This window comes from Lentibacillus populi, assembly GCA_014642895.1.
Classification (GTDB): Bacteria; Bacillota; Bacilli; order Bacillales; family Amphibacillaceae; genus Lentibacillus_C; species Lentibacillus_C populi.
The window spans coordinates 62,169-86,867 of the sequence record BMJD01000013.1; the positions used below are offsets into that span (position 1 = coordinate 62,169).

Annotated in this window: 25 protein-coding genes, 4 pseudogenes and 2 riboswitches; of the genes and pseudogenes, 14 read left to right on the forward strand and 15 right to left on the reverse strand. The window is 39.8% G+C overall.

The window, feature by feature from the left end; translation table 11 throughout:
* Nucleotides 1-74: 74 nt before the first annotated feature.
* The 3 genes from IEX12_RS10145 to IEX12_RS10155 are packed head-to-tail and all read right to left on the reverse strand — an operon-like array spanning nucleotide 75 to nucleotide 1,782.
* On the reverse strand, nucleotides 75-992 hold the full coding sequence (locus IEX12_RS10145; protein ID WP_188725093.1) for a phosphotransferase family protein: 918 nt from the start codon (nucleotides 990-992) through the stop codon (nucleotides 75-77).
* Between the two features lie 23 nt (nucleotides 993-1,015).
* Nucleotides 1,016-1,399 carry an HAAS domain-containing protein gene (locus IEX12_RS10150; protein ID WP_088051261.1) on the reverse strand — a complete coding sequence of 128 codons (384 nt, stop codon included), beginning with the start codon at nucleotides 1,397-1,399 and terminating at the stop codon, nucleotides 1,016-1,018.
* Entirely contained in the window at nucleotides 1,396-1,782 is a 387-nt protein-coding gene (locus tag IEX12_RS10155) for a PadR family transcriptional regulator (protein WP_088051262.1), read from the reverse strand. Before IEX12_RS10155 ends, IEX12_RS10150 begins: the two co-directional genes overlap by 4 nt.
* A gap of 242 nt (nucleotides 1,783-2,024) precedes the next feature.
* Here IEX12_RS10155 and IEX12_RS10160 point away from each other — a divergent pair, with 242 nt between their 5' ends.
* Nucleotides 2,025-3,377, forward strand: a complete 1,353-nt coding sequence (locus IEX12_RS10160; RefSeq protein WP_088051263.1) for an MFS transporter — start codon at nucleotides 2,025-2,027, stop codon at nucleotides 3,375-3,377.
* Between the two features lie 316 nt (nucleotides 3,378-3,693).
* Here IEX12_RS10160 and IEX12_RS10165 read toward each other — a convergent pair whose 3' ends face one another.
* Nucleotides 3,694-5,178 carry a DHA2 family efflux MFS transporter permease subunit gene (locus IEX12_RS10165; protein WP_088051264.1) on the reverse strand — a complete coding sequence of 495 codons (1,485 nt, stop codon included), beginning with the start codon at nucleotides 5,176-5,178 and terminating at the stop codon, nucleotides 3,694-3,696.
* Between the two features lie 30 nt (nucleotides 5,179-5,208).
* Complete coding sequence (locus IEX12_RS10170; protein ID WP_088051265.1) at nucleotides 5,209-5,649, reverse strand: MarR family winged helix-turn-helix transcriptional regulator; 441 nt, start codon at nucleotides 5,647-5,649, stop codon at nucleotides 5,209-5,211.
* 303 nt (nucleotides 5,650-5,952) lie between these two features.
* Between IEX12_RS10170 and IEX12_RS10175 the strand changes: the two genes are divergently transcribed.
* The 6 genes from IEX12_RS10175 to thiE all read left to right on the forward strand — a co-directional run bounded on the left by IEX12_RS10175 (nucleotide 5,953) and on the right by thiE (nucleotide 11,272).
* A complete protein-coding gene (locus tag IEX12_RS10175; protein WP_102416035.1) occupies nucleotides 5,953-7,440 on the forward strand; it encodes a peptide MFS transporter in 1,488 nt (495 codons plus the stop codon).
* A gap of 82 nt (nucleotides 7,441-7,522) precedes the next feature.
* Nucleotides 7,523-7,638, forward strand: a riboswitch (TPP riboswitch).
* Between the two features lie 84 nt (nucleotides 7,639-7,722).
* Nucleotides 7,723-8,211 (forward strand): energy coupling factor transporter S component ThiW, encoded by a 489-nt coding sequence (gene thiW / locus IEX12_RS10180; RefSeq protein ID WP_102416036.1) that lies wholly within the window; start codon nucleotides 7,723-7,725, stop codon nucleotides 8,209-8,211.
* A gap of 5 nt (nucleotides 8,212-8,216) precedes the next feature.
* Nucleotides 8,217-8,321: riboswitch (TPP riboswitch) on the forward strand.
* A 65-nt stretch (nucleotides 8,322-8,386) separates the two neighbouring features.
* Nucleotides 8,387-9,076, forward strand: a complete 690-nt coding sequence (tenA, locus tag IEX12_RS10185; protein ID WP_102416037.1) for a thiaminase II — start codon at nucleotides 8,387-8,389, stop codon at nucleotides 9,074-9,076.
* Nucleotides 9,073-9,879 (forward strand): bifunctional hydroxymethylpyrimidine kinase/phosphomethylpyrimidine kinase, encoded by an 807-nt coding sequence (gene thiD, locus IEX12_RS10190; RefSeq protein WP_102416038.1) that lies wholly within the window; start codon nucleotides 9,073-9,075, stop codon nucleotides 9,877-9,879. Before tenA ends, thiD begins: the two co-directional genes overlap by 4 nt.
* On the forward strand, nucleotides 9,876-10,649 hold the full coding sequence (gene thiM / locus IEX12_RS10195) for a hydroxyethylthiazole kinase (RefSeq protein ID WP_088051270.1): 774 nt from the start codon (nucleotides 9,876-9,878) through the stop codon (nucleotides 10,647-10,649). Before thiD ends, thiM begins: the two co-directional genes overlap by 4 nt.
* Nucleotides 10,646-11,272: a thiamine phosphate synthase gene (gene thiE, locus IEX12_RS10200; protein WP_088051271.1), complete on the forward strand. Its 627-nt coding sequence runs from the start codon at nucleotides 10,646-10,648 to the stop codon at nucleotides 11,270-11,272. The genes thiM and thiE overlap by 4 nt, the downstream gene beginning before the upstream one ends.
* A gap of 135 nt (nucleotides 11,273-11,407) precedes the next feature.
* On the opposite strand, the gene IEX12_RS10205 is transcribed toward thiE, so the two are convergent.
* Both IEX12_RS10205 and IEX12_RS10210 read right to left on the reverse strand, forming a co-directional pair.
* Nucleotides 11,408-12,145: a MerR family transcriptional regulator gene (locus IEX12_RS10205; RefSeq protein ID WP_088051272.1), complete on the reverse strand. Its 738-nt coding sequence runs from the start codon at nucleotides 12,143-12,145 to the stop codon at nucleotides 11,408-11,410.
* Between the two features lie 119 nt (nucleotides 12,146-12,264).
* Nucleotides 12,265-12,615, reverse strand: a pseudogene (locus IEX12_RS10210) (type I restriction-modification enzyme R subunit C-terminal domain-containing protein); the annotation flags it as partial.
* A gap of 3 nt (nucleotides 12,616-12,618) precedes the next feature.
* Between IEX12_RS10210 and IEX12_RS23390 the strand changes: the two are divergent.
* Together IEX12_RS23390 and IEX12_RS23395 are read left to right on the forward strand one after the other, a co-directional pair.
* Nucleotides 12,619-12,741 (forward strand): annotated as a pseudogene (locus IEX12_RS23390) (dihydropteridine reductase); the annotation flags it as partial.
* Nucleotides 12,735-12,902: pseudogene (locus IEX12_RS23395) on the forward strand (SAM-dependent methyltransferase); the annotation flags it as partial. The pseudogenes IEX12_RS23390 and IEX12_RS23395, both read left to right, overlap by 7 nt.
* Nucleotides 12,903-13,450: 548 nt before the next feature.
* Here IEX12_RS23395 and IEX12_RS10215 read toward each other — a convergent pair.
* Complete coding sequence (locus IEX12_RS10215; protein ID WP_188725100.1) at nucleotides 13,451-13,735, reverse strand: hypothetical protein; 285 nt, start codon at nucleotides 13,733-13,735, stop codon at nucleotides 13,451-13,453.
* A 225-nt stretch (nucleotides 13,736-13,960) separates the two neighbouring features.
* On the opposite strand from IEX12_RS10215, the gene IEX12_RS10220 reads away from it, so the two are divergent.
* Nucleotides 13,961-14,356, forward strand: a complete 396-nt coding sequence (locus IEX12_RS10220) for a GyrI-like domain-containing protein (RefSeq protein ID WP_088051275.1) — start codon at nucleotides 13,961-13,963, stop codon at nucleotides 14,354-14,356.
* A 766-nt stretch (nucleotides 14,357-15,122) separates the two neighbouring features.
* Here IEX12_RS10220 and IEX12_RS23820 read toward each other — a convergent pair.
* From IEX12_RS23820 to IEX12_RS23690, 3 genes are all read right to left on the reverse strand, one after another.
* Complete coding sequence (locus IEX12_RS23820; RefSeq protein WP_371871299.1) at nucleotides 15,123-15,209, reverse strand: putative holin-like toxin; 87 nt, start codon at nucleotides 15,207-15,209, stop codon at nucleotides 15,123-15,125.
* A 275-nt stretch (nucleotides 15,210-15,484) separates the two neighbouring features.
* Nucleotides 15,485-16,957: an MDR family MFS transporter gene (locus IEX12_RS10225; RefSeq protein WP_102416041.1), complete on the reverse strand. Its 1,473-nt coding sequence runs from the start codon at nucleotides 16,955-16,957 to the stop codon at nucleotides 15,485-15,487.
* 358 nt (nucleotides 16,958-17,315) lie between these two features.
* Nucleotides 17,316-17,666 carry a hypothetical protein gene (locus IEX12_RS23690; RefSeq protein WP_188725094.1) on the reverse strand — a complete coding sequence of 117 codons (351 nt, stop codon included), beginning with the start codon at nucleotides 17,664-17,666 and terminating at the stop codon, nucleotides 17,316-17,318.
* A 358-nt stretch (nucleotides 17,667-18,024) separates the two neighbouring features.
* Here IEX12_RS23690 and IEX12_RS10235 point away from each other — a divergent pair, with 358 nt between their 5' ends.
* A complete protein-coding gene (locus IEX12_RS10235) occupies nucleotides 18,025-18,216 on the forward strand; it encodes a hypothetical protein (RefSeq protein ID WP_088051278.1) in 192 nt (63 codons plus the stop codon).
* A gap of 119 nt (nucleotides 18,217-18,335) precedes the next feature.
* On the opposite strand, the gene IEX12_RS10240 is transcribed toward IEX12_RS10235, so the two are convergent.
* The gene (locus IEX12_RS10240) at nucleotides 18,336-19,157 is read right to left on the reverse strand and encodes a squalene/phytoene synthase family protein (protein WP_088051279.1); all 822 of its coding nucleotides are present in this window, start codon (nucleotides 19,155-19,157) and stop codon (nucleotides 18,336-18,338) included.
* A gap of 179 nt (nucleotides 19,158-19,336) precedes the next feature.
* On the opposite strand from IEX12_RS10240, the gene IEX12_RS10245 reads away from it, so the two are divergent.
* From IEX12_RS10245 to IEX12_RS10255, 3 genes are all read left to right on the forward strand, one after another.
* Nucleotides 19,337-20,107: a polyphosphate polymerase domain-containing protein gene (locus IEX12_RS10245; RefSeq protein WP_286171071.1), complete on the forward strand. Its 771-nt coding sequence runs from the start codon at nucleotides 19,337-19,339 to the stop codon at nucleotides 20,105-20,107.
* A gap of 1 nt (nucleotide 20,108) precedes the next feature.
* Nucleotides 20,109-20,789 carry a DUF4956 domain-containing protein gene (locus IEX12_RS10250; protein WP_155555625.1) on the forward strand — a complete coding sequence of 227 codons (681 nt, stop codon included), beginning with the start codon at nucleotides 20,109-20,111 and terminating at the stop codon, nucleotides 20,787-20,789.
* A 545-nt stretch (nucleotides 20,790-21,334) separates the two neighbouring features.
* Nucleotides 21,335-22,510: an AI-2E family transporter gene (locus IEX12_RS10255; protein ID WP_088051283.1), complete on the forward strand. Its 1,176-nt coding sequence runs from the start codon at nucleotides 21,335-21,337 to the stop codon at nucleotides 22,508-22,510.
* A gap of 38 nt (nucleotides 22,511-22,548) precedes the next feature.
* Here IEX12_RS10255 and IEX12_RS10260 read toward each other — a convergent pair whose 3' ends face one another.
* The 3 genes and pseudogenes from IEX12_RS10260 to IEX12_RS10270 all read right to left on the reverse strand — a co-directional run.
* Nucleotides 22,549-23,778, reverse strand: coding sequence for an alpha/beta hydrolase (locus tag IEX12_RS10260; RefSeq protein ID WP_286171072.1), 1,230 nt, complete (start codon nucleotides 23,776-23,778; stop codon nucleotides 22,549-22,551).
* Between the two features lie 144 nt (nucleotides 23,779-23,922).
* The gene (locus IEX12_RS10265; RefSeq protein WP_286171073.1) at nucleotides 23,923-24,372 is read right to left on the reverse strand and encodes an RNA-guided endonuclease InsQ/TnpB family protein; all 450 of its coding nucleotides are present in this window, start codon (nucleotides 24,370-24,372) and stop codon (nucleotides 23,923-23,925) included.
* 15 nt (nucleotides 24,373-24,387) lie between these two features.
* Nucleotides 24,388-24,699: pseudogene (locus tag IEX12_RS10270) on the reverse strand (RNA-guided endonuclease TnpB family protein); the annotation flags it as partial.

Here is a 24,699-nt window from a genome sequence, read left to right on the forward strand (position 1 = left end):
ATCCACTTTTCCTGATTTGATTTGCTGTTTTTGACGATTATTGTTGGATTACTTTAGTAACCATTTGTCAGGACCTACTCTAACAAACTCAAAACATACCTATCCAATTGCTCTTCCATCATCCTATCTGTTAACCCTGTAATACCAAACGCTTCCCATCCCGGATAAACTTGTGGCGGGCCGAAAAGGATATCGATCAACGAAACCAAATCCCAATAGACATCATATATAAAGGCGTAACCTTGATGCTGCTGATATGCCGTTAAAAATCTATCTGCCGTTTCCACATCATATAGCATTGCCAGGTTCAATCTGCAATGTCCAACATCAATCCCTGCCGGCCCATGGCAAGCATTTACCCAATCAACAATACCACTGACTTTTCCTTTGTGGTATAAAACATTCGTGGGGTGATAATCCCTGTGAATAAAGCAAGTTTTAACGGAAGGTCGCAGTCCTTTTACAATTTCAATTGCCTGTTCCCATGCTTCCGGAACACTGGTCCAAGATGGTGTTTCCAGCGATGGGATATCATTGTAGGTAAAATACTTCCAATTAAAATCATCGGCACATACAGCATGAATTTTTCCAAGAGCCGCTGCTAAACCTTTCAGCCAATTATTCTGATCGTCAGGTTTTAATTCAACACTTCCTTCTAGCATTGTCATCAGAACAGCCGGTACTCCGCAATCTTCACCCTTTTCATCAAATGCGATTATCTCAGGTGTTGCGATATCTGCCTTTGCTGCAAAACTTAGACTTGCAGCTTCATGTAAAGCCAGATCGGGTTCTTCCAACAGCCATTCTTTATTATCAAATAAGCGTAACACGACAAGTTTCATACACTGATTGGTCTGAAGGAAGATTCGAAACAGTGTAGAGGACGTACTACCTTTTAGTTGATGGACATGAACTACTTCAGCATGATGATCTACCGCTTTTACTACCCAATTTAGTATATATTCCGGTAAGCTGCTATTTTTTTTACCCATGTCATTTCACCACCAAATAGAATTTATGCTTTGTTAGCCTTCTTAAACGATATCCAAACATACCCTCCTGCTCCGATAACAATCGCTAACCAATCCACCCATAGTTTTGTGGTCTCCTGTAAAGTAGTAAAGCCCAGTAAAACACCTGGCAAATACATAATAATTGGCAAAATAATCGCCACCCACGTTTTGCTCCAAACGGATATGCCAATCAACGTTAAAATCGCAAGGCTTGCTACTAATGTTGTACTAAATGTGCTAAATTGAATAGTCAGCGTATGATAATACCGATCCAAAAAGATTAATCCGATAAATAAACTGATTGGCATTAACCCTAAAATATAAAGGATTGCAAACTCCTTCAATTTTGACAATTGATTTGCCGCAATGTATTTAAAAGCTATCATACTAAAGCCATGATAAGCAATCCGATAGCCGGATAACCGATTAACTCTAAAATCGAATAGGCAAGTTCCCCTTCAATAACATCATTAACATTTGCCTGCAGGAAATCCCACCGTTTGATAAAAGCGGTCAATTCTTCTTCTCCCTTTTCGGTCAATGAATAATACTTTCGTTTCGGCCCAGCAGTTGACTTTTTTAACGTTGACGTGATCAGTTTTTCTTTTTGCATCCGCAGCAACAATGGGTAGATAGTTCCTTCACTAAAAGAGTCGAAACCATAATCCTCCAATTTTTGTGCTAATTCATATCCATATACTTCTTTTTCCTTGATAATGGCCAACAAACAACCATCCAATATCCCTTTTAACATCTGGGTTGTCGACATCCAAAAAATCACCTCTTTTTAATGCCTCGTTATGCAAGCTATATGTATAGTATAAAGTATAAATTCATTTACCTTGTATTGCAAGATATATCCTAAATAATAATCAAATCACAGCTTGGTCTGGATTGCCTATCCACTTTCAACACTTACATTATCGTTAAACGTTTGAGCAAAATATTTTCGACTTCCTCTACTTTGGCATATGATAAAGGTTGTTCGGAATGATAAAATAGGTGATTGATATGAAAGAAACATTACAAAAACCTTGGCTGCTTGTTTTGACAATTGGCCTTGGTACATTGCTTAATCCATTAAATTCATCAATGATATCTGTAGCATTAACCCGACTGCAGCACGAATTTTCTTTAACATTTGCTGATGCATCATGGCTGATTTCAATATTTTACCTTGCAAGCGCAGCCGCACAGCCTGTTATGGGGAAATTAAGTGATATGTTTGGCCCTAAACGATTATTTTTGACCGGATTAATCCTGGTAGCAGGTGCAGCGATATTGGCACCATTTTCACCGAATTACCCGTTTCTGCTTGGGTGCCGTGCACTTATGGCGATTGGCAGCTCCACTTTATTTCCTAGCGGGATGAGCATGGTCCGGACAAATATTACAGAAGGGCAAGGAAAAGCATTAGCGGCCTTGTCTATTTTCGCATCCACTTCTGCTGCATTTGGACCTTCCATTGGTGGCTTTTTAATTGCCTCATGGGATTGGCAATCGATTTTTATTATTAATTTTCCTTTTATTGTGCTCTCTTTTGTAATGGCAATCTTTATTTTACCAGCGAAAGGGCAAGGAAAAATCGAATTAAATCGCATTGACTTTAGCGGAATTGCCCTTTTTATCGTGGCAATGATCGGTTTAATATTATTCCTACTTTCCCTGGAAAACCAGGTTCATTGGTCGGCATTAATGGTCTTTTTATTGGCTGCAATCGGCTTTTACTTTTGTGAAAAAAATAAACGGGAACCTTTCATTGATCTCGTATCGTTAAAAAGAAATCCGAATGTAACCTTTGTTTATTTACAGTTCACCAGTATTAACCTGATTTATTATTGCTATTTCTTTGGATTTCCAACTTTTTTGCAACAGGTCCGTCATTACAGTGAGGAACATACCGGTTTAATCATGCTTGCCTTGGCAGGTTTTAGTGTAATTGTTGCACCGGTTGCAGGCCGGATGATTGACCGGTATGGTTCGAAATTACCGCTTGTTATCGGGGCTTTTCTGCTTTTGACAGGTACAGCACTGCTGCTCACATTCCAGCAAGACTCAACACTTTTATGGTTTATTGCCATAATGGCGGTGCTTGGCATGAGCAACGGATTCAATAACATATCGATGCAAACAGCCCTTTATGAACAAGTTAAACCGGAAGAAACCGGCTCAGCATCAGGCCTTTTCCAAACAAGCCGCTATCTAGGGTCGATTCTTTCATCCTGTTTGCTTGGCCTGGCATTTAACAGCCATTTGGATATAGAACATCTTCATATCATTGCGGGTGTGAGTCTTGTCTTCTGTATCCTGGTGATTGTGCTTGCACTGAGATTACCCGGACAAAAGCTTTTGCGCAGCCGCTGATGATCAGAATGATGATCTTCCCTGATCAGGTTGGCTGCTTTTGATCGGGTTTCCCTCTCGGTCGATCGGGTTTTTCTCCCTTTTCGATCAGGTAGTCGATTAGCGGCTTTCCGCTTTCGATCGGCGAATTTCCGACTTTGATCAGCGGCTTTCAGACTTCGATCGGCGAATTTCTGCTTTCGATCAGCGAATTTCCACCTTCGATCGGTGACTTCAACTACTCTTCACGTGATCGACACCTTCCCGCCTTCACTCGGATAAAATCCCAACAAAAAGCCAGGCTAACGGGGTCACCCCCAGACAGCCTGGCTTTGTATTAACCTCTTTCTGCAGCGAAATCCGGTTCTTCTTCCTGTGTTGTCCTTCCCCGTTTAATAAAAAAGGAAAGAATCAACGCCAGGACAGCAAATACAGTGGAAACCATAAATGCATCATTAATCCCCTGTACTTGCGCCATGTTGGCAGCATGCAGCATTTCTTGTTTATTTGTGGGATCAAACCCGTTGGAAACAATAATGTCCTTTACACTATCTTTTGCCTGGGTGGTCATGACCGTTACCAAAAATGCTGTTCCAATAGCACCCGCTACCGCCCTGACTGTATTGACCATTGCAGTTCCATGCGGATGAAGCCGTTGTGGCAGCTGGTTGAGTCCGGCCGTCATGATCGGCATCATAATCATGGACATCCCAAACATGCGAATCGTGTAAATGATGATTAAATACATATAGCTGGTTGAATCTGTTAAGTCTGTAAACAAATAAGTCGTTACAACCGTGATCGCCAACCCGAAAATCGCCAAAGGACGTGCACCGATTTTATCAAATATTTTTCCCGTAATTGGTGACATAATCCCCATCACGATTGCCCCAGGCATCAGCATTAAGCCTGAATTCATCGGGGTAATATCCAGGATGTTCTGCAAATAAATCGGAATAAGCAGCATTGGGGCAAACATTGCTACCGTTAGCATAATGTTAATAACAGTCGTCAATGAGAATATCCCGCTTTTAAACACCCTGAAGTCCAGCATCGGTGTGTCGACGCGCAATTCCCGCCAAACGAACAACAAAAGCCCAACAAAGCCAACAATCAGTCCTGTAATAACCTCAGCACTTCCCCAACCTTTCGTCCCTGCAATACTAAAGCCATATAAAATACCGCCAAAACCGAGTGTTGATAAAACAATAGCCAAAATGTCAATATCCGGAAACGTTTGCTTTGTAACATTCTTCAAGAAAATCACTGCCAGAATAATCGTTAACACAGCTATCGGGAAAATAATGTAAAATAATACTCTCCACGAATAGTTTTGTACAACAAACCCTGATAATGTTGGTCCTACAGCAGGGGCGAAAATTATCGCAATACCAATTATACCCATGGCACCACCGCGTTTTTCAACAGGGAAAAGCGCCAAAACGACTGTAGTCAGAAGCGGCATGATAATCCCGGCACCTATTGCCTGGATAACCCTTCCCGTCATTAAAATCGTAAATCCCGGTGCGACTCCACAGATTAACGTACCGACTGCAAACAGGCTTATCGCGGTAATAAACAATTGCCTTGTTGAAAATTTCTCCATTAAAAAAGCAGTTATCGGGATGAGTACACCGTTAACTAGCATAAAACCGGTTGTTATCCATTGAGCTGTACTTTCACCTATTTCCAAATCTTCCATAATAGAAGGCAGGGCAACATTCATCAACGTTTGATTCAGGAGCGACACAAAGGCTCCTAAAATAATAACAGCCAAAATTGGCCCCTTTTTCACATTCGTTACAGTTGTTGAATCTGTCATTCTTTCATTTCATCTCCTATTTCTACAAGTTCACTCTTTCATGTCGTTATTCTCAAAATTGGCTAAAAGTTTAGTAGCCGTGGTCTTGAACATCGCCAATTCCTCTTTGGAAATACCCGCAAAAAGCCTTTCCATAAATGCTTTTCGGGTAACATACAAATTTCTTAATATTTCTTGCCCGTTTTCCGTTATCGTTAAATAGACAACCCTGCGATCCTGATCAGTCCGGTTTCTTTCAATGTATCCTCCATCAACAAGTTTATCGGTAATACCTGTCAATCCACCTGTTGTAATAGAAAGAACCCTGGCCAATTCTGATGCGCGCTGCTGTCCATCACGATGTAATTTGTAAAGCACGAGTACTTCAGATCGTGAAAATCCCAATTTTGTATGTTTCTTCCACTGACCAGGCAATTTTCTTATGATCTTTCTAAAGATATCTTCCAGCTCAAGGAAATCTTCTTCAATCATGCGACTCCACCCCTTGCAACGGGTTAGTTAATTGATAAGTATCTTACTACTAAACATTTTCATAACAGAAACAAATTATACGCGCATACCATATACCTGTCAATACCTTTTTGGGCATTCATCTAAAAATAAAATGAACCTTCATTCAGTAGGGTTTCCCTTCCTCCCCTACTGAATGAAGGTTCACCTTACGAAAATGTATTACTGACTATTCAACTTATTTTCTCCATTTAAACTAATAAATAACTTTTCAAATTTATAAATGCATAGTATAATGATCATGTCATACAAGGAGGCTACAACATGTCATCAAATAATCAAAATATTCAAGACATTCCGCAGAAGGGTTTCTTTGGACATCCAAAGGGATTATCTACGCTATTCTTCACGGAATTTTGGGAACGTTTTTCTTACTATGGGATGCGTGCCATTCTATTATTTTATATGTACTACGAACTGTCAAAAGGCGGTCTCGGGATTGATCAGGGAACTGCCGCTTCGATTATGGCGGTTTACGGATCACTTGTATACATGTCTGGGATTATTGGCGGCTGGATTGCTGACCGGTTATTAGGAAGCGCTCGGACAACCTTTTATGGCGGCGTTTTAATCATGTTCGGTCATATTGTTCTTTCCTTTCCTGGAAGTTTAACAGGATTGTTCGTTTCGATGGGCTTGATTGTTATTGGTACAGGCTTATTGAAACCGAATGTATCCAATATTGTCGGTGATTTATACAGCAAGGAAGACTACCGTCGTGATTCTGGTTTCAGTATTTTTTATATGGGGATTAACTTAGGTGGATTACTTGCTCCATTAATTGTCGGAACCGTCGGACAGGAATATAACTTCCATCTTGGATTTAGCTTGGCGGCCATTGGAATGTTTATCGGTCTCGTCGTTTTCATTTTTACCAAGGGCAAATATTTGGGACCAGCTGGTTCAAACGTTCCAAATCCACTTACGGCAGCAGAACGTAAAAAGGTATTCAGCCGCTTTGGCATTGGTGCTATTATCGTAATTATATTGGGGGCTATCACAATTCCGACCGGGATCTTAACAATAAATGGATTTACCATGATTGTTAGTATTCTTGGAATTATCATTCCTGCTGTTTATTTTATCGTGATGTACCGGAGTCCACGAACAACCGAAGTGGAACGCTCACGTCTCTTGGCTTATATACCAATGTTTGTGGCAGCCATGATGTTCTGGGCGATTCAGGAACAAGGCTCGATTATTTTAGCGCGATATGCAGATCAGCGGACATTGCTGGACTTCGCCGGTATTGAAATTCAATCATCCTGGTTCCAGTCATTGAATCCACTATTTATCGTTTTACTGGCACCTGTATTTGCATGGCTTTGGGTTAAACTGGGAAACAAACAACCATCAACACCGAAAAAATTCTCAGTTGGCTTATTTTTTGCAGGGCTTTCCTTTATTGTTATGATTATCCCTGCGATTGTTAACGGCACGGATACACTCGTTAATCCATTATGGCTCGTGCTTAGCTTCTTCCTGGTCGTTTTAGGTGAACTATGTTTATCACCTGTCGGATTATCCGCAACAACAAAGCTTGCACCTGCTGCCTTTTCAGCACAAACGATGGGTCTATGGTTCCTGTCTAATGCATCGGCACAAGCAATTAATGCGCAAGTCGTAAAATTATATTCGTTTGATACAGAAATTTTGTATTTTGGGGTAATCGGTGGCATTTCTATTTTACTTGGTTTACTTCTATTTTTGTCATCGAAAAAAATTCATCAATTCATGCGAGGTATTGATTAAACAACAATATTTTTTAAAATTAGTAGGTGACAGACTGAGATTCTTTTGTTATGATTACGATAACAAGCAAGTTTCATAGTAATTCCACTACTAGGGGTGCTCAGAAACCGTGAGCTGAGAGGGAAGCCGGATTAGCTTTCCGACTCTTATGGACCTGATCTGGTTAATACCAGCGGAGGGAAGTAGTCTGTGATCATCACACGTAAACTTTTCCCATTAAAAAGCTAGGTCCTTTATCCATGGATCTAGCTTTTTCATATTATAACGGAAAGGAGGAAATAAATGAATCGGACACGTTTATTAACGACGATGGCTGTTTTTGTAGCCATAGGAACGATTGGGGCACAAATCCTATGGTTTCCTGCAGGTATTGCAAAAGCCTACCCTGTACAACATGCGGTCAACGTCATGGCAGCAGTGATGCTTGGTCCAGCTCCTGCCGTTATAATTGCCTTTATGATTGGGCTACTCCGTAATTTGCTTGGGTTTGGCACAATCCTTGCATTTCCCGGCGGAATGATTGGCGCTTTTTTGGCAGGATATCTGTACAAAAGCTTTGGCAAAAAAATATATGCTGCACTTGGCGAATTCATTGGAACCGGAGTTTTAGGCTCTTTATTCGCTGTACCGTTGGCTAACCTTTTAATGGGAAATTCAGTTGGAGCATTATTTTTCTTCCCATCATTTCTTGCCAGCAGTGGAGCAGGAGCATTAATCGGTTGGCTAATAGTGATACGATTGAAACAACGTAGTTTATTACAAAATATTTAATATATCGGAACTGCTAGGGGCGCCTATATGGCTGAGAAAAGAAAATGATTCTTAGTCCCTTGGAACCTGATCTGGTTAATACCAGCGGAGGGAAGTAGTCGAGGATGTAAATACCTTTCTATGATTCTTCCTTTCTAGCCTCTAGTAGCTTCCTAAAATCCAGGGAGGCATAATAATGACTTTTTCTCAAGATCTCAGGGACGAAAACAGTGATATTTTTCAAGCAATATTTACCCATCCGTTTGTACAGGGAATCGGTAAAGGAAATGTCCCAAAAGAAGCATTGGAACATTACATTAAAGCAGACTTTGAATACCTTAATGCATTTATACAAATCTACGGAATGGCAATTTCCAAATCCAATGATCGGAGGGATATGGCCTTTTTTAACGACCAAATTCAATTTGTTTTGCACAGTGAAGTCCATCCACACCACAACTTTTGCGAATCAATCGGGGTTAACTATGATGAACTTCAAGGATATGCCTTGCCACCTACTGCTGATCATTACGTTAAACATATGATGTATCATGCACAGACGGGTACGCTGGCAGAAATAATTTGTGCTCTGCTTCCTTGCCCTTGGACTTATTTGGAAATCGGGAAGGAATTGATGAAAACCTACAAACCAGCAGATGATCATCCCTTTTATAAGTGGATTCGTTTCTATGCGGACGAAAGTGTGGAAAAAATTACGACGACAATGCGTAATCGTTTGGATGAACTAGCCACGGAAGCCTCTATAATGGAACAAAAACGTATGAAAGAAGCTTTCCGCAAAAGCTGTCAACTGGAATGGTCTTTTTGGGAAATGGCTTACACCCGTGAAGAATGGCCTGATGCAAAGCTGGTGGGAAGCCGATGAACCAAATACCATGCGCCTTAACCATTGCTGGGACGGATCCAAGTGGCGGTGCTGGCATCCAGGCTGATTTAAAAACGTTTCAGGAATTTACGTGTTATGGAATGTCTATCATTACATCGGTTGTAGCTCAGAACACAACCGGTGTCCAAGACGTTCATCATATCCCGATTAACATGATAGAAAAACAGCTGGATTCTGTTATTTCTGATATACCCTTTCAAGCGTATAAGACAGGGATGATAGCCAATATTGACATGATGGAAGTCATCGTTCAAAAAATCACACCCTTAAACGTGCCATATATCATGGATCCGGTAATGGTCGCGACAAGCGGTGATTCGTTAATTGCTGAAGAAGCCAGAAACTTTTTACGTGAACAGCTTCTGCCGCTCGCTGCACTGGTTACCCCGAATGTTCCGGAAGCAGAATACATCACAGGGGAATCTATTAAGACCGTGAATGATTTACAGCAGGCTGCCGAACAAATCGTAGTTAAGCATGGTGCTGGTGCAGCCCTTGTTAAAGGTGGTCATCTTGATGGTGAGGCAATTGACATTTTATATGACGGAAACAAGATGCACCGTTTTTCCTCAGAACGAATTGATACAAACAACACACACGGAACAGGCTGTACCTATTCCGCATCCATAACAGCTTTATTAAGCAAAGGAATACCATTGCCTGCAGCAGTAAAACAGGCAAAAGACTATGTAACCGCCGCAATCCGTCATTCCTTTTCCATCGGCAAAGGCAATGGTCCAACAAATCACTGGGCAACACGGCCCGAGGAGGTAAAGCAATGAACAGAAACGTCATTCGGGAAGTCAGGGAAAAGAGCCCACTGATCCACCATTTAACAAACCAGGTTGTTATGAACTTTACCGCTAACGGTTTATTATCCTTTGGCGGTATTCCAGCGATGGCAAATGCTGTAGAAGAAGCATATGACATGGCGATGAATGCAAATGGGTTACTTATTAACATTGGCACCATTACACCGTTGGAAGTAAAGGCTATGATTGCCGCTGGTAAGGCTGCTAATGAAAAAGGAATACCGGTAGTACTTGATCCAGTCGGTGTCGCGTCAACACCATTTCGGGATACTGCTGTAAAACAGGTTCTTCATGAAGTCAAACCAGCTGTCATCAAAGGTAATGCTGGGGAGATGGCTTATCTTGCCGGAATTCCCTGGGAAACGAAAGGCCCGGACTCTGTTGGTGAAGGGAATAGTGCAGAGGTTGCCGAAAAAGTTGCCGCTATCTATGATACAGCAGCGGTTGTAACGGGTAAAGTGGATATGTTTTGTATCGGTAACGATTTGGGCGAAAACACGACTGGACACCCATTTCTCACTAAAATTACGGGGGCTGGATGTTTACTTGGCTCTATTCTGGCAGCGTGCCTGACAACAGACCAGCCGTTGAAACAACAAATAAACACGGCATTGTCATTTTACGGGGCAGCGGCAGAATATGCTGCCTGCTTACCTGATGTAAGCGGGCCTGGAACCTTTTTACCTTGTTTCATTGATGCCTTATCATTAGATGTCGGTAAGTTGGAGGTGCATGAATGAATACCAGGTTTTCAAGCGGGCAGTTAAGAAAATACTTTATCATGGGCAGTCAAAATTGCCATCACGATCCTTTGCAACTCCTTGAGTCAGCTCTCTCTGCCGGAATTACCTCCTTTCAATTTCGTGAAAAAGGAGAAGGATCTTTAACCGGAAATGATAAACTTGTTTTAGGTCGAAAAATGCGAGCGATTTGTGCCCGTTATGGCGTCCCATTTATTGTAAATGATGATATAGAACTAGTTGAACCACTTAAGGCTGACGGAATTCACGTTGGGCAAAATGATGTACCGATTAACGAACTGCGTCAGCTTTTTCCCGATAAAGTAATTGGGCTTTCTGTTTCGAATAAAAATGAGCTTGCAAACAGCCCAATCCAACTGACCGACTATCTTGGTGCAGGCCCGGTTTTCAACACAACAACAAAATCCGATGCGAAACAAGCTGTCGGGATTGAATGGATTAAAGCAATAAGAAACGAATACCCTGATCTCCCCATTGTCGGAATTGGCGGCATCACGATTAATAATGCGGCATCTGTACTAGAGGCCGGTGCCAATGGTGTTGCTGTTATTTCAGCTATTACGAAAGCAAAGGATATAACGGAAGCAGTTCAGTATTTATAATTATGGACAAGAACTGTTTTCGTCGTACTCTTCAAAACTAATATCGCTGGGAATAGTAAAATAGGTGGCATGGTGAAAAAACTTTCGCCTGCCACCTACTTCGTTTCGTATACGATTATCGTAGTGAATAAAGGTTTATTTATTTCGATCAGCATAAACCGCCATCGAATCACGCATGAATACAGCTAAACCTTCGCCAAACTGATCGATATTTTTTGTAAAGCGTTCATCGTCAACATACATTTGTCCAAGCCCTTTAAATGCATCCAGGGAATAATTCCCCATCTTATTGAGGAAGTCATACCATTCCTTCATTCCAGCTTGAGCGGCATCCGATTCTGGTGACGTGTGGCGAATTTCAGCAAGTTTCCGGTAAATGGCATTAAATTCGTCTTCAAAAGCCTTTTTCTCCTCTTTAGACATCTTGTTCATTTTAGCATTTGACTCATCCACGGCTTTATCCCCCCAGCGATCTCGTGCTTCCTGTTCGTATGGGTTATGGCTAAAATCAAAGCCCTCGAACCTCTCTTTTTCTGACATGTTAAGCTCTCCTTTCGTGTGTTGAATCGTTTTATCAATTGTCGCGATCATTTTGTCTAGGCGGTTCCGTTTTTCAAGCAGCATGTTGCGGTGCATCTGCAAAGCCTCAGTCCGGTCAAATGATGGACTATTGATAATTTCCTTTATTTGTTTCAAAGGGAAGCCTAGCTCTCTAAAAAATAATATTTGCTGTAATGTTTCCAGGTTATCACTGGAATAAAGGCGATAACCGGATTCCGTTGTGTTTTTCGGGGTTAACAGCCCAATTTCATCATAATGATGCAGTGTACGCACACTAATACCAACTAGATCCGCAACTTCTTTCACTTTCATTACGGCAACCTCCCTTCATTGATTACTATAAAGTATTACGTAACGTGAGAGTAAACACCTTAAGAGAAAATTATTTTTGAGTTGTATATTGCACGTCAAAAAGGCTTAGAAAACAGCTTCTAATCCCCTGGTAATTCTGAATTCTGATTTATCGTATTGATCACAGCAATAATACCTTTTGCATCGTCAATGTTATTATGGAACAGTTCTGACACGCTGCCAAGTGAACGAAATGGATCTTGCTGCAGCACCTTCTTCTCCAAATAACCGTTCTTGACAACATAGTCGATAATCAGTTGCACGAACTTAATTTGATTGGTATTTAAGCGTTCAGAAGATAAAAATTCGGAAAATGCCTGATTGGCAGCGATTTTATCCACCCCGACAATTTGCCTGACCAGCCTCGTGATTGGTGTTTCTCCAAATTCCTTTTCGTAATCCTCTCTTGTACCAAGCTCTTTCCAAAGGATACAAGAGAAGGCAAAAATGTTTACCTGCTGTCATCAGGTGTCGGCCTGGCAACTTTCAGACCGCTTGTACTTGATTATTTCGAGCGTGCTGACAACGTTAATCAAATTCATTCCCTAAACATCGAACCATTTCTACTTTAATAAATACTTTGATTGAACATAGGTTTACTTTGGATAAAATTATTGAACAACAGTCAAATTTGACAGGGATAAAGCAAATGCCAAAATTAATAAACGAAAAGCGTAGATCATCTTTTATTATCATTAAGTCCTTAAAGGCAAAATAGCACTAATTACTATTTTACCCCATTAAAATTAACAATCTATACCGCAATCAGGCGCACTTCCTGAATAGAAAGACGCCCTATTTTATTGAGTAAATATAGTTGATTGACGACCAAAGGGAAATTAAATTATGGTATAATTTGTTATTGAAAATACATATATTGAAGGAATTAAACGCATCACTTAACATCAATTAGCTAGAACTTGATAAAAAGGATGTCAGTATTGAAAATATTTTCCTTGGCTAGGTGGACTCTTCCGGTCAGTTAATGGTTGATTTGTATGATGATAAAATTAATGTGCCACAACCATTAAAAAAGCCGCCGCTTCTTGCCAGCATGAAAAAATGTCAGACTGACTTGGAATTATTTGCTCTCGCCACCTAAAACAATCAGGTCAAAAAAATGTATGAACGAAACAGCCAGCGTCTGATAGATGCAATAGTCATGATAGATTTGAAATAACAGTTGGGGCTTCATCTGCATTATACTGGGCCTAGCCTAGTGATTTCTATTTACAAAAAGCACCTTTTAAACGGCGCTAACGATACCTATTGGTGTCCTGGTTTTAATATATCACCTAGATCATCATTATCATTGTTTTCCTGGTTATTTTTATCTTGACCGTTTTGGTCTTGATTGTATTGAATATCCTTATTTTCCGCCGGGTCTTCATTAATATCTGAGCCATTATCGTTGTGATCTTGTTGCTCGGAAGGCTTTTCAGTCGGATCTGGTTCCTGTTCATCATCTAAATTTGGAGCTCCACACCCTAACAATAACCCGGAGGAAAGTATTACAGTAGAAGCACCTATTGTTAATTTCTTTAATTTCACCATATTCACCTCACTATCATTATTATTTCTTTTATTATTTACAACTTCTTTTCACCTATTCAAGGGGAATAGTTAATTGGGGGGTATTTTTATTAGGAAAAAATTTGTCATGTAAACATTTATTGCGTAAAGTAGTGATTATACTGGAAAGTCACCGTATTCAGCAATCGGGCGTTTAATTGAAAAATGCTATTAAATTAATGAACAAATTGAAAGGTGGAAATTATGGATTTAACTATCATAAACACTATTAGGACAAATAATTTCAATGATGAACAGGTAATGCAAAAGATTATGGATATGTGGAAAGGTGCATCAGCTAAATTATCCCAACATGAAGGCAATATATACGGTTTGTATTATGAATATGAGTCTGATTATAAAAGCGATTATACATTGAGTGTTGCTATAGAAGGGGAAAGTGAATCATCAATAACAATTCCAGAAAATACAAAATATGAGGTATTTAAAGTTGACACAGATTCAGAGCAAGGTATTTTAGATACTTGGAATGAAATTTGGAATAAGGAAAAAGAGGGACAATTGGATAGGGCTTATACTTATGATTTTGAAAAGTACTATCCAAATGGGAATATAGTTATTTATATTGCTGTTAACTGAGATTAGTTTATTCCAGAAAAGGAGTACGTTTGTTAAACCTCAACGGTAGAAAATGATCAAACTTTATAATAAAAATTGCACAGTATTTCACAAAAAAAGGACCCGTTTTGATCAATCTTTTTTTCAAAACGGGTTCTTTTCATCTACCGTAAAATGTGGGTTTGCATGTTGTTTTTGATCAAACTTTATTCAAATCTACACCTGTTGATCAGATTATGGAAAAAATAGAGCTCCGAAAGCATGATATGGTTGCCGATTTGGGTAATGTATTGTTATTCTTTTTTCAACATTCCAATACTGTTTCTGGCATTTAAATGATGTAGGTTTTGGCAGTATGATTATTAACCTTATTGAATCATTACTCAACGCAAATTTGTATAGATGCTTATATTTATACATAATTGTTAAACATTACTTATTGTAGTAACGAAGCAGGATAGTTGTAGTAGGAAAGAAGGGAAATAAGGTTATTAAATAGAATATCAATATAACAAAAAGGGTTATCACAGCGTTGTATAAATTTTTAAAATTAGGGTATTAATCTGTGTTAAATCGACACAACTATCAAGAAAACCAAACAATCACAATTATTTTGTTTGCAAACCGATTTTTCGTGTTATAATAAACATAGAGACAAGAAAAAGGCATAAACTAATAAAGACCGAAGATACGGCAATATCTCCGGTCAGCAATGAATCGCTCCCCATTCAAGAGGGGTCAGCGCATGTAAGGAATGGACCCCACTGGCTGCTAATCCTAGGGAGGTCTATTTTTTATGGTCAATAGTCGCCAAAACAAGTGTTGCAAATGCGATCATTAAAACCAATGTCTCAAAAACAGACAAGGGCAACACCCCCTTCCGTCATAGCGTATCGTGTGACACTACAACCGACGAGAATGCGCCGACCTCCCTTGAGGAAAACACGATTATTGCATGTTTCCATTATATCACTTATCTAAGTTTATAGAAGTATTTTAGTTTTCTCATAATAATTTGTCGCACATAATTAAAGTCACGAATGTTCTCGACTAATTCATAAATAAACAACGGTTACGAAAAGGACAAACATACCACACAAAGATGAAGCCACTGCTGATCTGAGCAGTGGCTTCTCGTATTTTTTTCTATTACTGTCCGTCCTGAGAAAGGTCAGATGGTTCCTTTGGTACAGCACGATAAACAAACAATGCCATGATAAATGCAACGACCGAGATGCCGAATGCAATAAAATAGACAAGTTCCACACCGGAAACAAGCGATTCAGCTATCGTTTTAGGGTCAGTCGGGTTAGCTGCGTTTCCCAAGTACGCTTTCTGTCTAGCGCTCATGATACTGATAAACACGGATACACCAACCGCACCGGCAACAGGCTGCAGAGTTGTCATAACAGCTGTTCCATGTGGATATAGATGCTTAGGCAACTGATTTAAGCCATTTGTTTCTGCTGGCATCATAATCGCTGATACAGATAGCATTAATAATATATAACCAACAATAACCATCCAAAATGGTGTATCAATTCCCAATCTGCTCATCATAAACATGGTCACACATAACACGAATGTAGCTGGTATCATCATTACTTTAGGCCCAAATTTATCAAACAGTGAACCCATAATCGGTGACATAAGTCCATTTAATATACTTCCTGGCAGCAACACTAATCCCGCTGTCGCTGCTGTTAAAGCTAACGGACCTTGCATATACATCGGTAAAATAATCTCGGAAGCAAACATCGCCATGATAATGATTAAAAACATGATAACAGCATGTGTGTACATCGGAAATTTGAATACTTTTAGATCCATTACAGGCTCGTCAAGTCTCAATTGCCGTAATGCAAACAACAGGATGCCAATCACACCTATGATAATCGGGATATACGCATTCGGGTTTAAAAAACCAGATTCATCCTCACCTGCTGAACTGAACCCATACACAAGACAGCCAAACCCAATTGTTGAAAAAACAAGTGATAAAACATCTATTTTTGGTTTGGTAACCTCTGATACGTTCATTAAATATTTATAAGCAAAGGCAATGGAAAATAAGGCAAACGGGATAACCGTTATAAATAAAAAGCGCCAGCCTAAATGTTCGACAATAATGCCGGATAGCGTTGGCCCAATAGCCGGTGCAAACATAATGACCAGACCGACAATACCCATTATCTTACCCCGTCTGTGTGGCGGGTATATTAATAAAAACACATTAAAAATAATCGGCATTAACAACCCGGTGCCAACAGCCTGTATTAGGCGTCCAGCAAGCAAAATTGAAAAAGTCGGAGCAATAGCACATATCGTTGTACCAATTGTAAAAACGGCCATTGTACTCAAAAACAATTGCCTCGTTGTAAACCATTGTAACAGTAAAGCGGAAGCGGGGATAACAATCCCCATTACCAGCATAAACCCGGTCGCCATCCATTGCACTGTAGTGACCGAAACATTGAATTGCTTCATTAATGTTGTTAGCGCAATGTTCAATAGTGTTTCATTCAGGATAGCAAAAAAAGCGCCAATGATTAACGAAACCATAATCGGCATTACTTTTGCGTTTGGATCCTCAGCTAAATATTCATATTTCTTTGTTGTCATTAAACCAGCCCCTTTATCAATTCAATCAATGAAAAACACAAGCTCCGGTTCTCAGCTTGTGTTGGCAGTATTCGGATATCATCATTTTGGATTCGTTGGACAAAAACTTAAAAGAGCACATACCGATTGTACCAATACCAAAAAAGGAAGATACGTACCTCCCCCAGATCTTCTTTAAAGTTTTCCAAAAAGGCAGCCCAAATTCCGAATACTCCGCACATGGCGAGAGTCCCTTATGCTATTTAATTAGCCAAGCAAAGCAGTAAATCGGAATGTTGCGAATACCATGTTGGAAAACCTCCGTTCAAAAAATGTAGAACAATCTTAACACGTGGCAACCATTTTATCAAGTGTTTTCTTAATGTACTTGAACAAGAAAAACCCAGCCTTTTTCTTTTAAAATTTTTCCTGTTTTCATAAGTGCCCAGACCAATCTAGACGAATATCCATATAGTGAAGAGAAGGACTTTTCAAGGGAGGAAATGATTTTTATGAATTTTAATCCATACCAGCAGCCATTTACTGAAGGTGATGAAAGACAACAATTTAATTTTCCAGGGTTTTTTGGAGAAGGTGGGCAACAGGGTTTTCCCGGTGGCAACCAGTTTGGTTTTCCTGAATTCCCCGGGTTTCCTGGAGGTGGACAGTCTGGAGGCCCTGGTATGGGGCAACCCCAGTCCCCTGGTGGACCAGCAGCTAGTGCACCCACCTCGCCTCCACCATCCTTTACACCCGAACAGCCACAATTCCAAACCTTCGCAGTAGATCCGGGTGCAATTCGCGGCTGTCTTTACCGTTTCACTTATATATGGTTAGACTGGGATTCTTTTTGGTTTTTCCCTGTATTTGTAGGCAGAAATTCAGTTGCAGGATTCAGATGGCGTCGAAACAGGTGGGTATATTTCGGAGTAGACTTAGACAGAGTACAGTCGTTTCAATGCTATTAGATGTGAACTAGCTTAGGCTAAATTTCAGGGTTGTATTGCAAGAAGCATAAATCTGGAAATAACGTTGGGCAAACACAATCCCTCCTTCGTTCATAACGTATAACAAAGGAGGGATTTGTGATGTATCAACTAGCGTTACTCTATCTGGCCTGTGTTTTGGCAGGGTATGGACTAGCCAATATTCCGACCTCTGCACTGATAACCCCCGAAATAGCCAATTTTTTCGCAGCAGTTGGCGGAATTGCTATGGTTGTATTTGCTTTAGCTGTATTATACCTCGGGGTCAAAGCATTGTTCCAGAAAAAGTTTTAGACAGATATGGAGGCTGTTCACATCGCCTCCATTTTGTTTGATAAATTTAGTGAACTTAACCCAAACTTGCTGACCGAATAACGTCATTGTTACGATTTACAAATAGTCAGCGACCGGCCTTATTCACTCTTTATTGTTTCAACAATATTTTCTACCTCAGCGCGTGAGATTTTCTCTCTGCCATCTTTTAATGCCTTTACGGTTCTTTTTGCCAGTGCAAGCGGTATCCGGCAAAACAACAAGATATTCCGGTTTGCAATATCCGTCATATATTCATCAGCCAGAGCCAGGTTTTTTTCGGTATACTCAAATAAGTCAGCCCTTGTCCAGTCATCCGGAACAAAACGGACTCCACGCTCCCCATCCTCGTCCTGATTCCGTAAGATATTAACGGCTTGTAACCCACGCCCATAACCAATCGCTAACTCCCGGTCTGTTGTTGTACCGTCATACCATTGCCAAATGTCGGAAAGCATCACACCAACGAGTCCTGCTACGTAATACGTATAGTCGTCTAAATCTGCTTTGTTTTTAATACGCCAGCCTTTCTCAGCCCAATTCGCCATTCCTTCCGCCATTACGCTTGTTGATTCCTTTATTTTATCAACTATTTCAACTGGACAAACGGAAATCCAGTCACCAAGCCGTAACGTTACCTCAGGCAATTGAGTTTTATAAGGCGACACTAACTGAAGAAATGCACCATTATCGAAATTATTCCCCTGTAAAAGACGGCTTGTCGATCTTAACAAATGTTGTTTTGCAGCAGAATCCAACGCATCATGATCCTCTATTTCATCAACCGCCCGCATACATAAATACGCTGATGCAACCGTTTTCTTCAGCTTTGGTTTTAACAGACTAATTGGTATATAAAATGTTCGGCTTGTCAGCTTTAACATCTGCATTGCTTCTTTTTGTAATCTAGTAACCGTACTCAAGAATTTCGCCCTCCTATAGAAACTAATTATAACAAAAAACAGAAAAGATTGACATGATTAGCAATACAACAATCGCACTTTATTATCGCACCTTAGCAGTCTAGCAAAATTTCTCATGAAACTTTAATCTGATTCACATGTCTGTCTCATCCTAATCATGCAAGATGTAATGGAAGGGGATGAAGAAATTGGCAATTGAAGTTTTTAGGAGGAAAGAGCAAAAATATTTGATCACAGCAGAACAGTACTTCCTCTTGGTGGAACAAATCCTGCCGTATATGCGGCCGGACAGGTATGGAGATAATGGCAGATATACGGTTACCAGTCTGTATTTTGACAGTAACGACCACAAAATTTACTTTGAAACGAAAAACAAATTAAAATTCCGGCAAAAATTAAGATTGCGTATCTATGATGATACCGACTTAAATGGAACAGCTTTTTTTGAGGTAAAACAAAAACACAAGAAAGTTGTTAACAAACGCAGAATGCTTCTGCCATTAAAGGAAGCCTATCGTTATTTGTATGAGAATCAAGAGAACGGTTTGAACAGCTATGAAACATCCAATCCACAGGTATTTCGGGAAATTGACTACTTTCTCCATCTATATGAATTAAGACCGGAAATGGTTGTCAGTTATGATCGACATGCACTTCACTGTATTGAAGATCCTGATTTACGGATAACCTTTGACCTAAATTTGCGCTGCCGGAATGAGGATCTGTTTGTAGAGCATGGTTCAGGTGGTGCGAATTTTATTGACCCGAATCTGGTCGTATTGGAAGTAAAAGTGAATGATAGTGTGCCATTGTGGTTAACCCGAATTTTGCAGACGCTCCACTGCGAGCAGAAAAGTGCATCTAAATATTGCACAAGTATGGAATTACTGAATGGTGAAAAATTGCCTAATGGAATTGAAAAAGAACTTGTATTTGCAGGAGGTAGATAAAATGAATTTTCTAGATCAACTTTTTTCATCACAAGCAAGCTACCAATCTAATATTTATATGATTTTAATTGCGCTGATTGTTGCAACAGTACTCAGTCTAGTCATTACAAAAGTTTATATGATTACGTTTACCGGTGAGCGATATTCACAGGCGTTCGTCCATACCATCATTATGCTAAGTGTTATCGTTTCCGTGGTCATGAATGTTGTAAGTGATAACGCTGGGGTTGCCTTTGGTTTATTTGCCATCTTTTCCTTGATTCGTTTCAGAAGCGCAGTAACAAATGTGAAAGACATCGCCTATATCTTTTTTGGCCTGTGTGTTGGCATGACAAGCGGCCTCTTTCAATTTGATTTAGCGATAATACTGACTTTGTTTGCTAGTTTCGTATTTTACTTGCTTTATAAATTTGAATATGGGAAAGGGAAAGATACGCAAATTTTAAAAATCACCGTACCAGAAAATTTGAACCACGAAAATCTGCTGAATGATATTTTTGCTGAATATACCGTCAGTCATACACTTCGGCAGGTTGAAACAACCAATCTTGGTACAATGATCCTGTACACGTACGCTATTCGGAGTAAGAATACGACAAAAGACAAAGAATTATTGGATCGGATCCGCGAGAAGAATGCCAATTTGAAAGTTTCGATAACCTATATGGAGAATGAATATTGACCGGAATACGCTGTATGATGAAGAAGGTACTTGCTACTAAACAAAAAGACAAGATTCTACTTCCTGTCTTTTTGTTTATTTTCCTTTTCTGGGGTCTAGTTGATCCTCAAATAAGGGGTCCTTGGATCGGCAGGATATAATTTTCTGACATGATCTTTTCTACAAATTTGTAATTGCTGTGGAAGAGGAATGTTGCGATAAATTCAAGCCCTTTATCAGAAGCGTTGTAATATCATAATAATCTCTGCTTATCACCTGAAAGTCGAATCCAATTTTATGTAGTATTTGGCCTGTGGATTTGTCGGTAACCGTTTTGGGATAAAAATATTGAGTATTGATTGTTATATCATTGGATACTACCTTTTGTTTAACTAATACCACCTACCTGCCATTCTTCCTTACATTATGTCCTTAACAAAACCACTGAAACCTTTACAACTTTACATTCGTAAAGATGTTCAGCTATGCTGTTGACACCATACAGCTTGTTATGGAAATTTAGTCCTATATCAGCTATAATACGTATAATAAGGAAGGGGAACTACATGAAAACAATGAGTCGGTTTATGAAATTTATTGGCGGCCGTGATTTATTCTATGGGTTAATCCTATTAATATTGATCGGTATTACCATAGCTATTTATAACAAGATAGCGTTTATCTTTTATCCTTTTATTGTTATTTTTTCGACGATTATACCACCAATTATCTTGGCTTTTGTCGCATTTTATTTATTGAATCCGATTGTGAACCTTCTTGAACGGCTGCATATTAAACGTATTTGGGGTATTATCATCATCATTTTGGGGATTAGCGGGCTATTGACAGGTGTTATCCTGCTTTCCGCTCCAGCCATTGAAGCACAGGTAAAGGATTTAATAAAAAGTTTCCCAGGTTACCTGCAGCAAATGGGAGAAGGAATCAGATCATGGATGCAGCACTCGTTTTTAGGCCCCTATTATGATGAAGGATATAAGTGGCTGACAGAGAATTTGAATGATCTGCCAAATAAAATTGGTAATTACTTGGGCGGGGCAGTTGAAGGAATCCGGAATGTGGCTAGTACAGTAACGAATGTAGCGATTGCCATTTTTACCTTTCCGTTCGTATTATTTTTCCTGCTTAAGGATGGCAAAAAATTTAAATCGTATAGTCTGAAATTACTGCCTCCAAAATTCAGAGATGATGCAAATCAAATCATTAAAAATATGGATGTTCAAGTAGGTTCGTATATTCAGGGACAAATCATTGTTGCTTCCTGTATTGGTGTTCTGTTGTACGTCGGGTATTTAATCATTGGCCTGGATTATGCTATTACACTTGCCATTATTGCAGCTATAACAAGTGTTGTACCATACCTTGGACCGATTATTGCCATTTCTCCTGCCATCATTATCGCATTAGTCAGTTCCCCATTAATGTTGTTAAAACTGGCAATTGTCTGGGCAGTTGTTCAATTTTTGGAAGGACATTTTATTTCGCCAAATATTATGGGCAGGACAATGAAAATTCACCCGCTTACGATTATCTTTGTTTTGCTTTGTGCGGGAAACTTATTTGGCATTGTTGGTGTTATTCTCGGTATTCCGGGTTACGCCATATTAAAAGTAATTGTTTCGTATTTATTTGACAAATTTAAACAGCGTTATAACCGATATTACGGTGAAGATGACGGTGCATATCAAACGATTGATCAAGCTGACGGTTTAGAAGACAAATAACTTACGGCTGTATCCAAAAACGGATACAGCCGTAGATTTTATCGGGAAATTCGATTTGTAGTATCAAGAAATTTGATTATTCCTTGTACCAGCCCATCAGCAAGTGGAAGGGTTGGATCAGAATAAGTCGCTATATTTCCATCTTTATCGGCAGGCGCCTTCTTTAATATATGATTCATTTTATCAATCAAGAGCAATTTGGCATCTGGTCCAGCCTCAGCTAACATTTCCGCGTCGCGAACTGATACTTGCAAATCATTTTCACCATTAATGATTAGTGCAGGGATAGTAAGCTGTTTTATTTCCTCTGCCGGATTATAGTCCATCCATGAGATCAAAAATGGCTGGACACTTGGCCTGAATACACTCATTAGCTGGTCACTAATGTTATCCACTGTTTTTCCTTGGCTCAGCTGCACTAAAATCTGCTCGCTTTCTTTATAAAGACTTTCAGGAAGTGTCTTTAATTGTTCACTTAACACCTGATCAATGGATCGTCCCGCACCAGCAATGGATATGAACGCATCAGCCGCTGAATCCTGAGCTGCTATTATTCCTACTAGAGAACCTTGGCTATGACCTATCACGATAATGTCTGTAAAACGTTCATCCTTTTGCAGTTCAGCAATCCACTGATTGGCATCCGTAACAAATTGATCAAACCGCATTTCTTCTTCAGAAATAACTGCCTCCAAGTTTTTACCAGCACCACGCTTATCATAGCGTAAACTTGCAATACCTTTTTCCGCCAATCCTTCTGGAAGCATTTTTAAACTATTATTTTTGCCAGGAATACCGGGGGAGTTTCCGTTGCGATCCGTTGGCCCTGATCCGGGAATGATCAGTGCAACCGGGAATTTCTCCCCTGTTTCCGGGGTAACAATGGAGCTGTATAATTTTCCGGTATTTGTTTCGATTTCCATAAAGTCCTCGTCTTCCGTTTTTTCCTGCTGTACAGTGTCGACCCAATTTTTGACATGAAATGGCATGCTTTGGCCATTTTGTGTAAAGGTGCCTTCTATCTTATCGGATTTCACAGTTCCGGTGAAATTCACTTTTTGACCTGGTAAAGGCATTTCAAATGAAACTTGGTTGTCTGCCAACTTGATTGTTGATAAAGAAAAGTCTTCCACACTTTGAACTGGAATACTGATACTTCCTTCTGTTGAACCACTATCATCCGTAAAAGTTAACTTAATCTTAAGCGGTTGACCTGGGACTTCAATTTCCCCATTCCATGTACCTGGTGAATGACCCCACCTTATCATCCTTTCGGAATGCTTGAAGGTGGGGCTTCCTGTTTCACAGACCATTGCATCTTAGGGGATTCCTAAGACGTCTTACATTGTCTCCACAGGCTTTGTTTAGACTGTTCGGACACAACCTTGCCCTACAGTTTTTCGTGTTCTCATTTAGTCGATGGCCATCATCTGATCCAGCTGTTCCATTCCTTTACGCAATATATTAAGACTTGCATTGTGGTCACGATCCAGGATTGTTCCACATCCTTTACAAATATGCGTACGAATAGAAAGAGATTTCTTTACTCGTGTTCCGCATGTAGAACAATCCTGTGACGTGAATGCTGGATCGACTTTTAGCAAGATACTTCCATTTCGTTCACATTTATAGGAGAGCATGTTTCGAAACATGCCCCACCCTGCATCGGAAATGGATTTTGACAAACGTTTATTTTTTACCATATGACGGATTTCGAGATCCTCTACGGCAATGATCGAATAGTCTTTCGCCAAATGGTAGCTTAATTTATGTAAAAAATCTCTTCGCTGATTCGCTACCTTTTCATGAAGGGAACGGACTTTAATCATTTGTTTCACATAATTTGCCGATCCGCGTTTCATTTTAGAAAGTTTTACCTAGGCTCTTTTTCGTTTCTTTTCTGTTTTACGAATAAATATAGGGTTTTCATAGCTTTTTCCATCGGACAGAACTGCGTATTTATTTATCCCTACATCAATGCCAACTGCAAGATCACGATTGATTGGTGCTGGATATGCTTGTCCTTCGACACTGAAAATAGCATACCAGCGACTGCCTTGTCGCTTGATGAGGAGTTGTTTGATTGTGCCTCCCATTGGTCGATGTAAGTGAATAGGAATTTGCCCGAGCTTGGATAGTTGTAACTTGCCGTTTTCTGTAAAAGATGCTGCATAGCGATGATGTGTATT

What these genes read in the sequence shown, in the direction of transcription:
- IEX12_RS10145 (WP_188725093.1), bottom strand. Translation starts at nt 992, where the DNA reads ATGGGTAAAAAAAATAGCAGCTTACCGGAATATATACTAAATTGGGTA.
- IEX12_RS10150 (WP_088051261.1), bottom strand. Translation starts at nt 1,399, where the DNA reads ATGATAGCTTTTAAATACATTGCGGCAAATCAATTGTCAAAATTGAAG.
- IEX12_RS10155 (WP_088051262.1), bottom strand. Translation starts at nt 1,782, where the DNA reads ATGTCGACAACCCAGATGTTAAAAGGGATATTGGATGGTTGTTTGTTG.
- IEX12_RS10160 (WP_088051263.1), top strand. Translation starts at nt 2,025, where the DNA reads ATGAAAGAAACATTACAAAAACCTTGGCTGCTTGTTTTGACAATTGGC.
- IEX12_RS10165 (WP_088051264.1), bottom strand. Translation starts at nt 5,178, where the DNA reads ATGACAGATTCAACAACTGTAACGAATGTGAAAAAGGGGCCAATTTTG.
- IEX12_RS10170 (WP_088051265.1), bottom strand. Translation starts at nt 5,649, where the DNA reads ATGATTGAAGAAGATTTCCTTGAGCTGGAAGATATCTTTAGAAAGATC.
- IEX12_RS10175 (WP_102416035.1), top strand. Translation starts at nt 5,953, where the DNA reads ATGTCATCAAATAATCAAAATATTCAAGACATTCCGCAGAAGGGTTTC.
- thiW (WP_102416036.1), top strand. Translation starts at nt 7,723, where the DNA reads ATGAATCGGACACGTTTATTAACGACGATGGCTGTTTTTGTAGCCATA.
- tenA (WP_102416037.1), top strand. Translation starts at nt 8,387, where the DNA reads ATGACTTTTTCTCAAGATCTCAGGGACGAAAACAGTGATATTTTTCAA.
- thiD (WP_102416038.1), top strand. Translation starts at nt 9,073, where the DNA reads ATGAACCAAATACCATGCGCCTTAACCATTGCTGGGACGGATCCAAGT.
- thiM (WP_088051270.1), top strand. Translation starts at nt 9,876, where the DNA reads ATGAACAGAAACGTCATTCGGGAAGTCAGGGAAAAGAGCCCACTGATC.
- thiE (WP_088051271.1), top strand. Translation starts at nt 10,646, where the DNA reads ATGAATACCAGGTTTTCAAGCGGGCAGTTAAGAAAATACTTTATCATG.
- IEX12_RS10205 (WP_088051272.1), bottom strand. Translation starts at nt 12,145, where the DNA reads ATGAAAGTGAAAGAAGTTGCGGATCTAGTTGGTATTAGTGTGCGTACA.
- IEX12_RS10220 (WP_088051275.1), top strand. Translation starts at nt 13,961, where the DNA reads ATGGATTTAACTATCATAAACACTATTAGGACAAATAATTTCAATGAT.
- IEX12_RS10225 (WP_102416041.1), bottom strand. Translation starts at nt 16,957, where the DNA reads ATGACAACAAAGAAATATGAATATTTAGCTGAGGATCCAAACGCAAAA.
- IEX12_RS10235 (WP_088051278.1), top strand. Translation starts at nt 18,025, where the DNA reads ATGTATCAACTAGCGTTACTCTATCTGGCCTGTGTTTTGGCAGGGTAT.
- IEX12_RS10245 (WP_286171071.1), top strand. Translation starts at nt 19,337, where the DNA reads ATGAAGAAATTGGCAATTGAAGTTTTTAGGAGGAAAGAGCAAAAATAT.
- IEX12_RS10250 (WP_155555625.1), top strand. Translation starts at nt 20,109, where the DNA reads ATGAATTTTCTAGATCAACTTTTTTCATCACAAGCAAGCTACCAATCT.
- IEX12_RS10255 (WP_088051283.1), top strand. Translation starts at nt 21,335, where the DNA reads ATGAAAACAATGAGTCGGTTTATGAAATTTATTGGCGGCCGTGATTTA.
- IEX12_RS10260 (WP_286171072.1), bottom strand. Translation starts at nt 23,778, where the DNA reads ATGATAAGGTGGGGTCATTCACCAGGTACATGGAATGGGGAAATTGAA.
- IEX12_RS10265 (WP_286171073.1), bottom strand. Translation starts at nt 24,372, where the DNA reads ATGAAACGCGGATCGGCAAATTATGTGAAACAAATGATTAAAGTCCGT.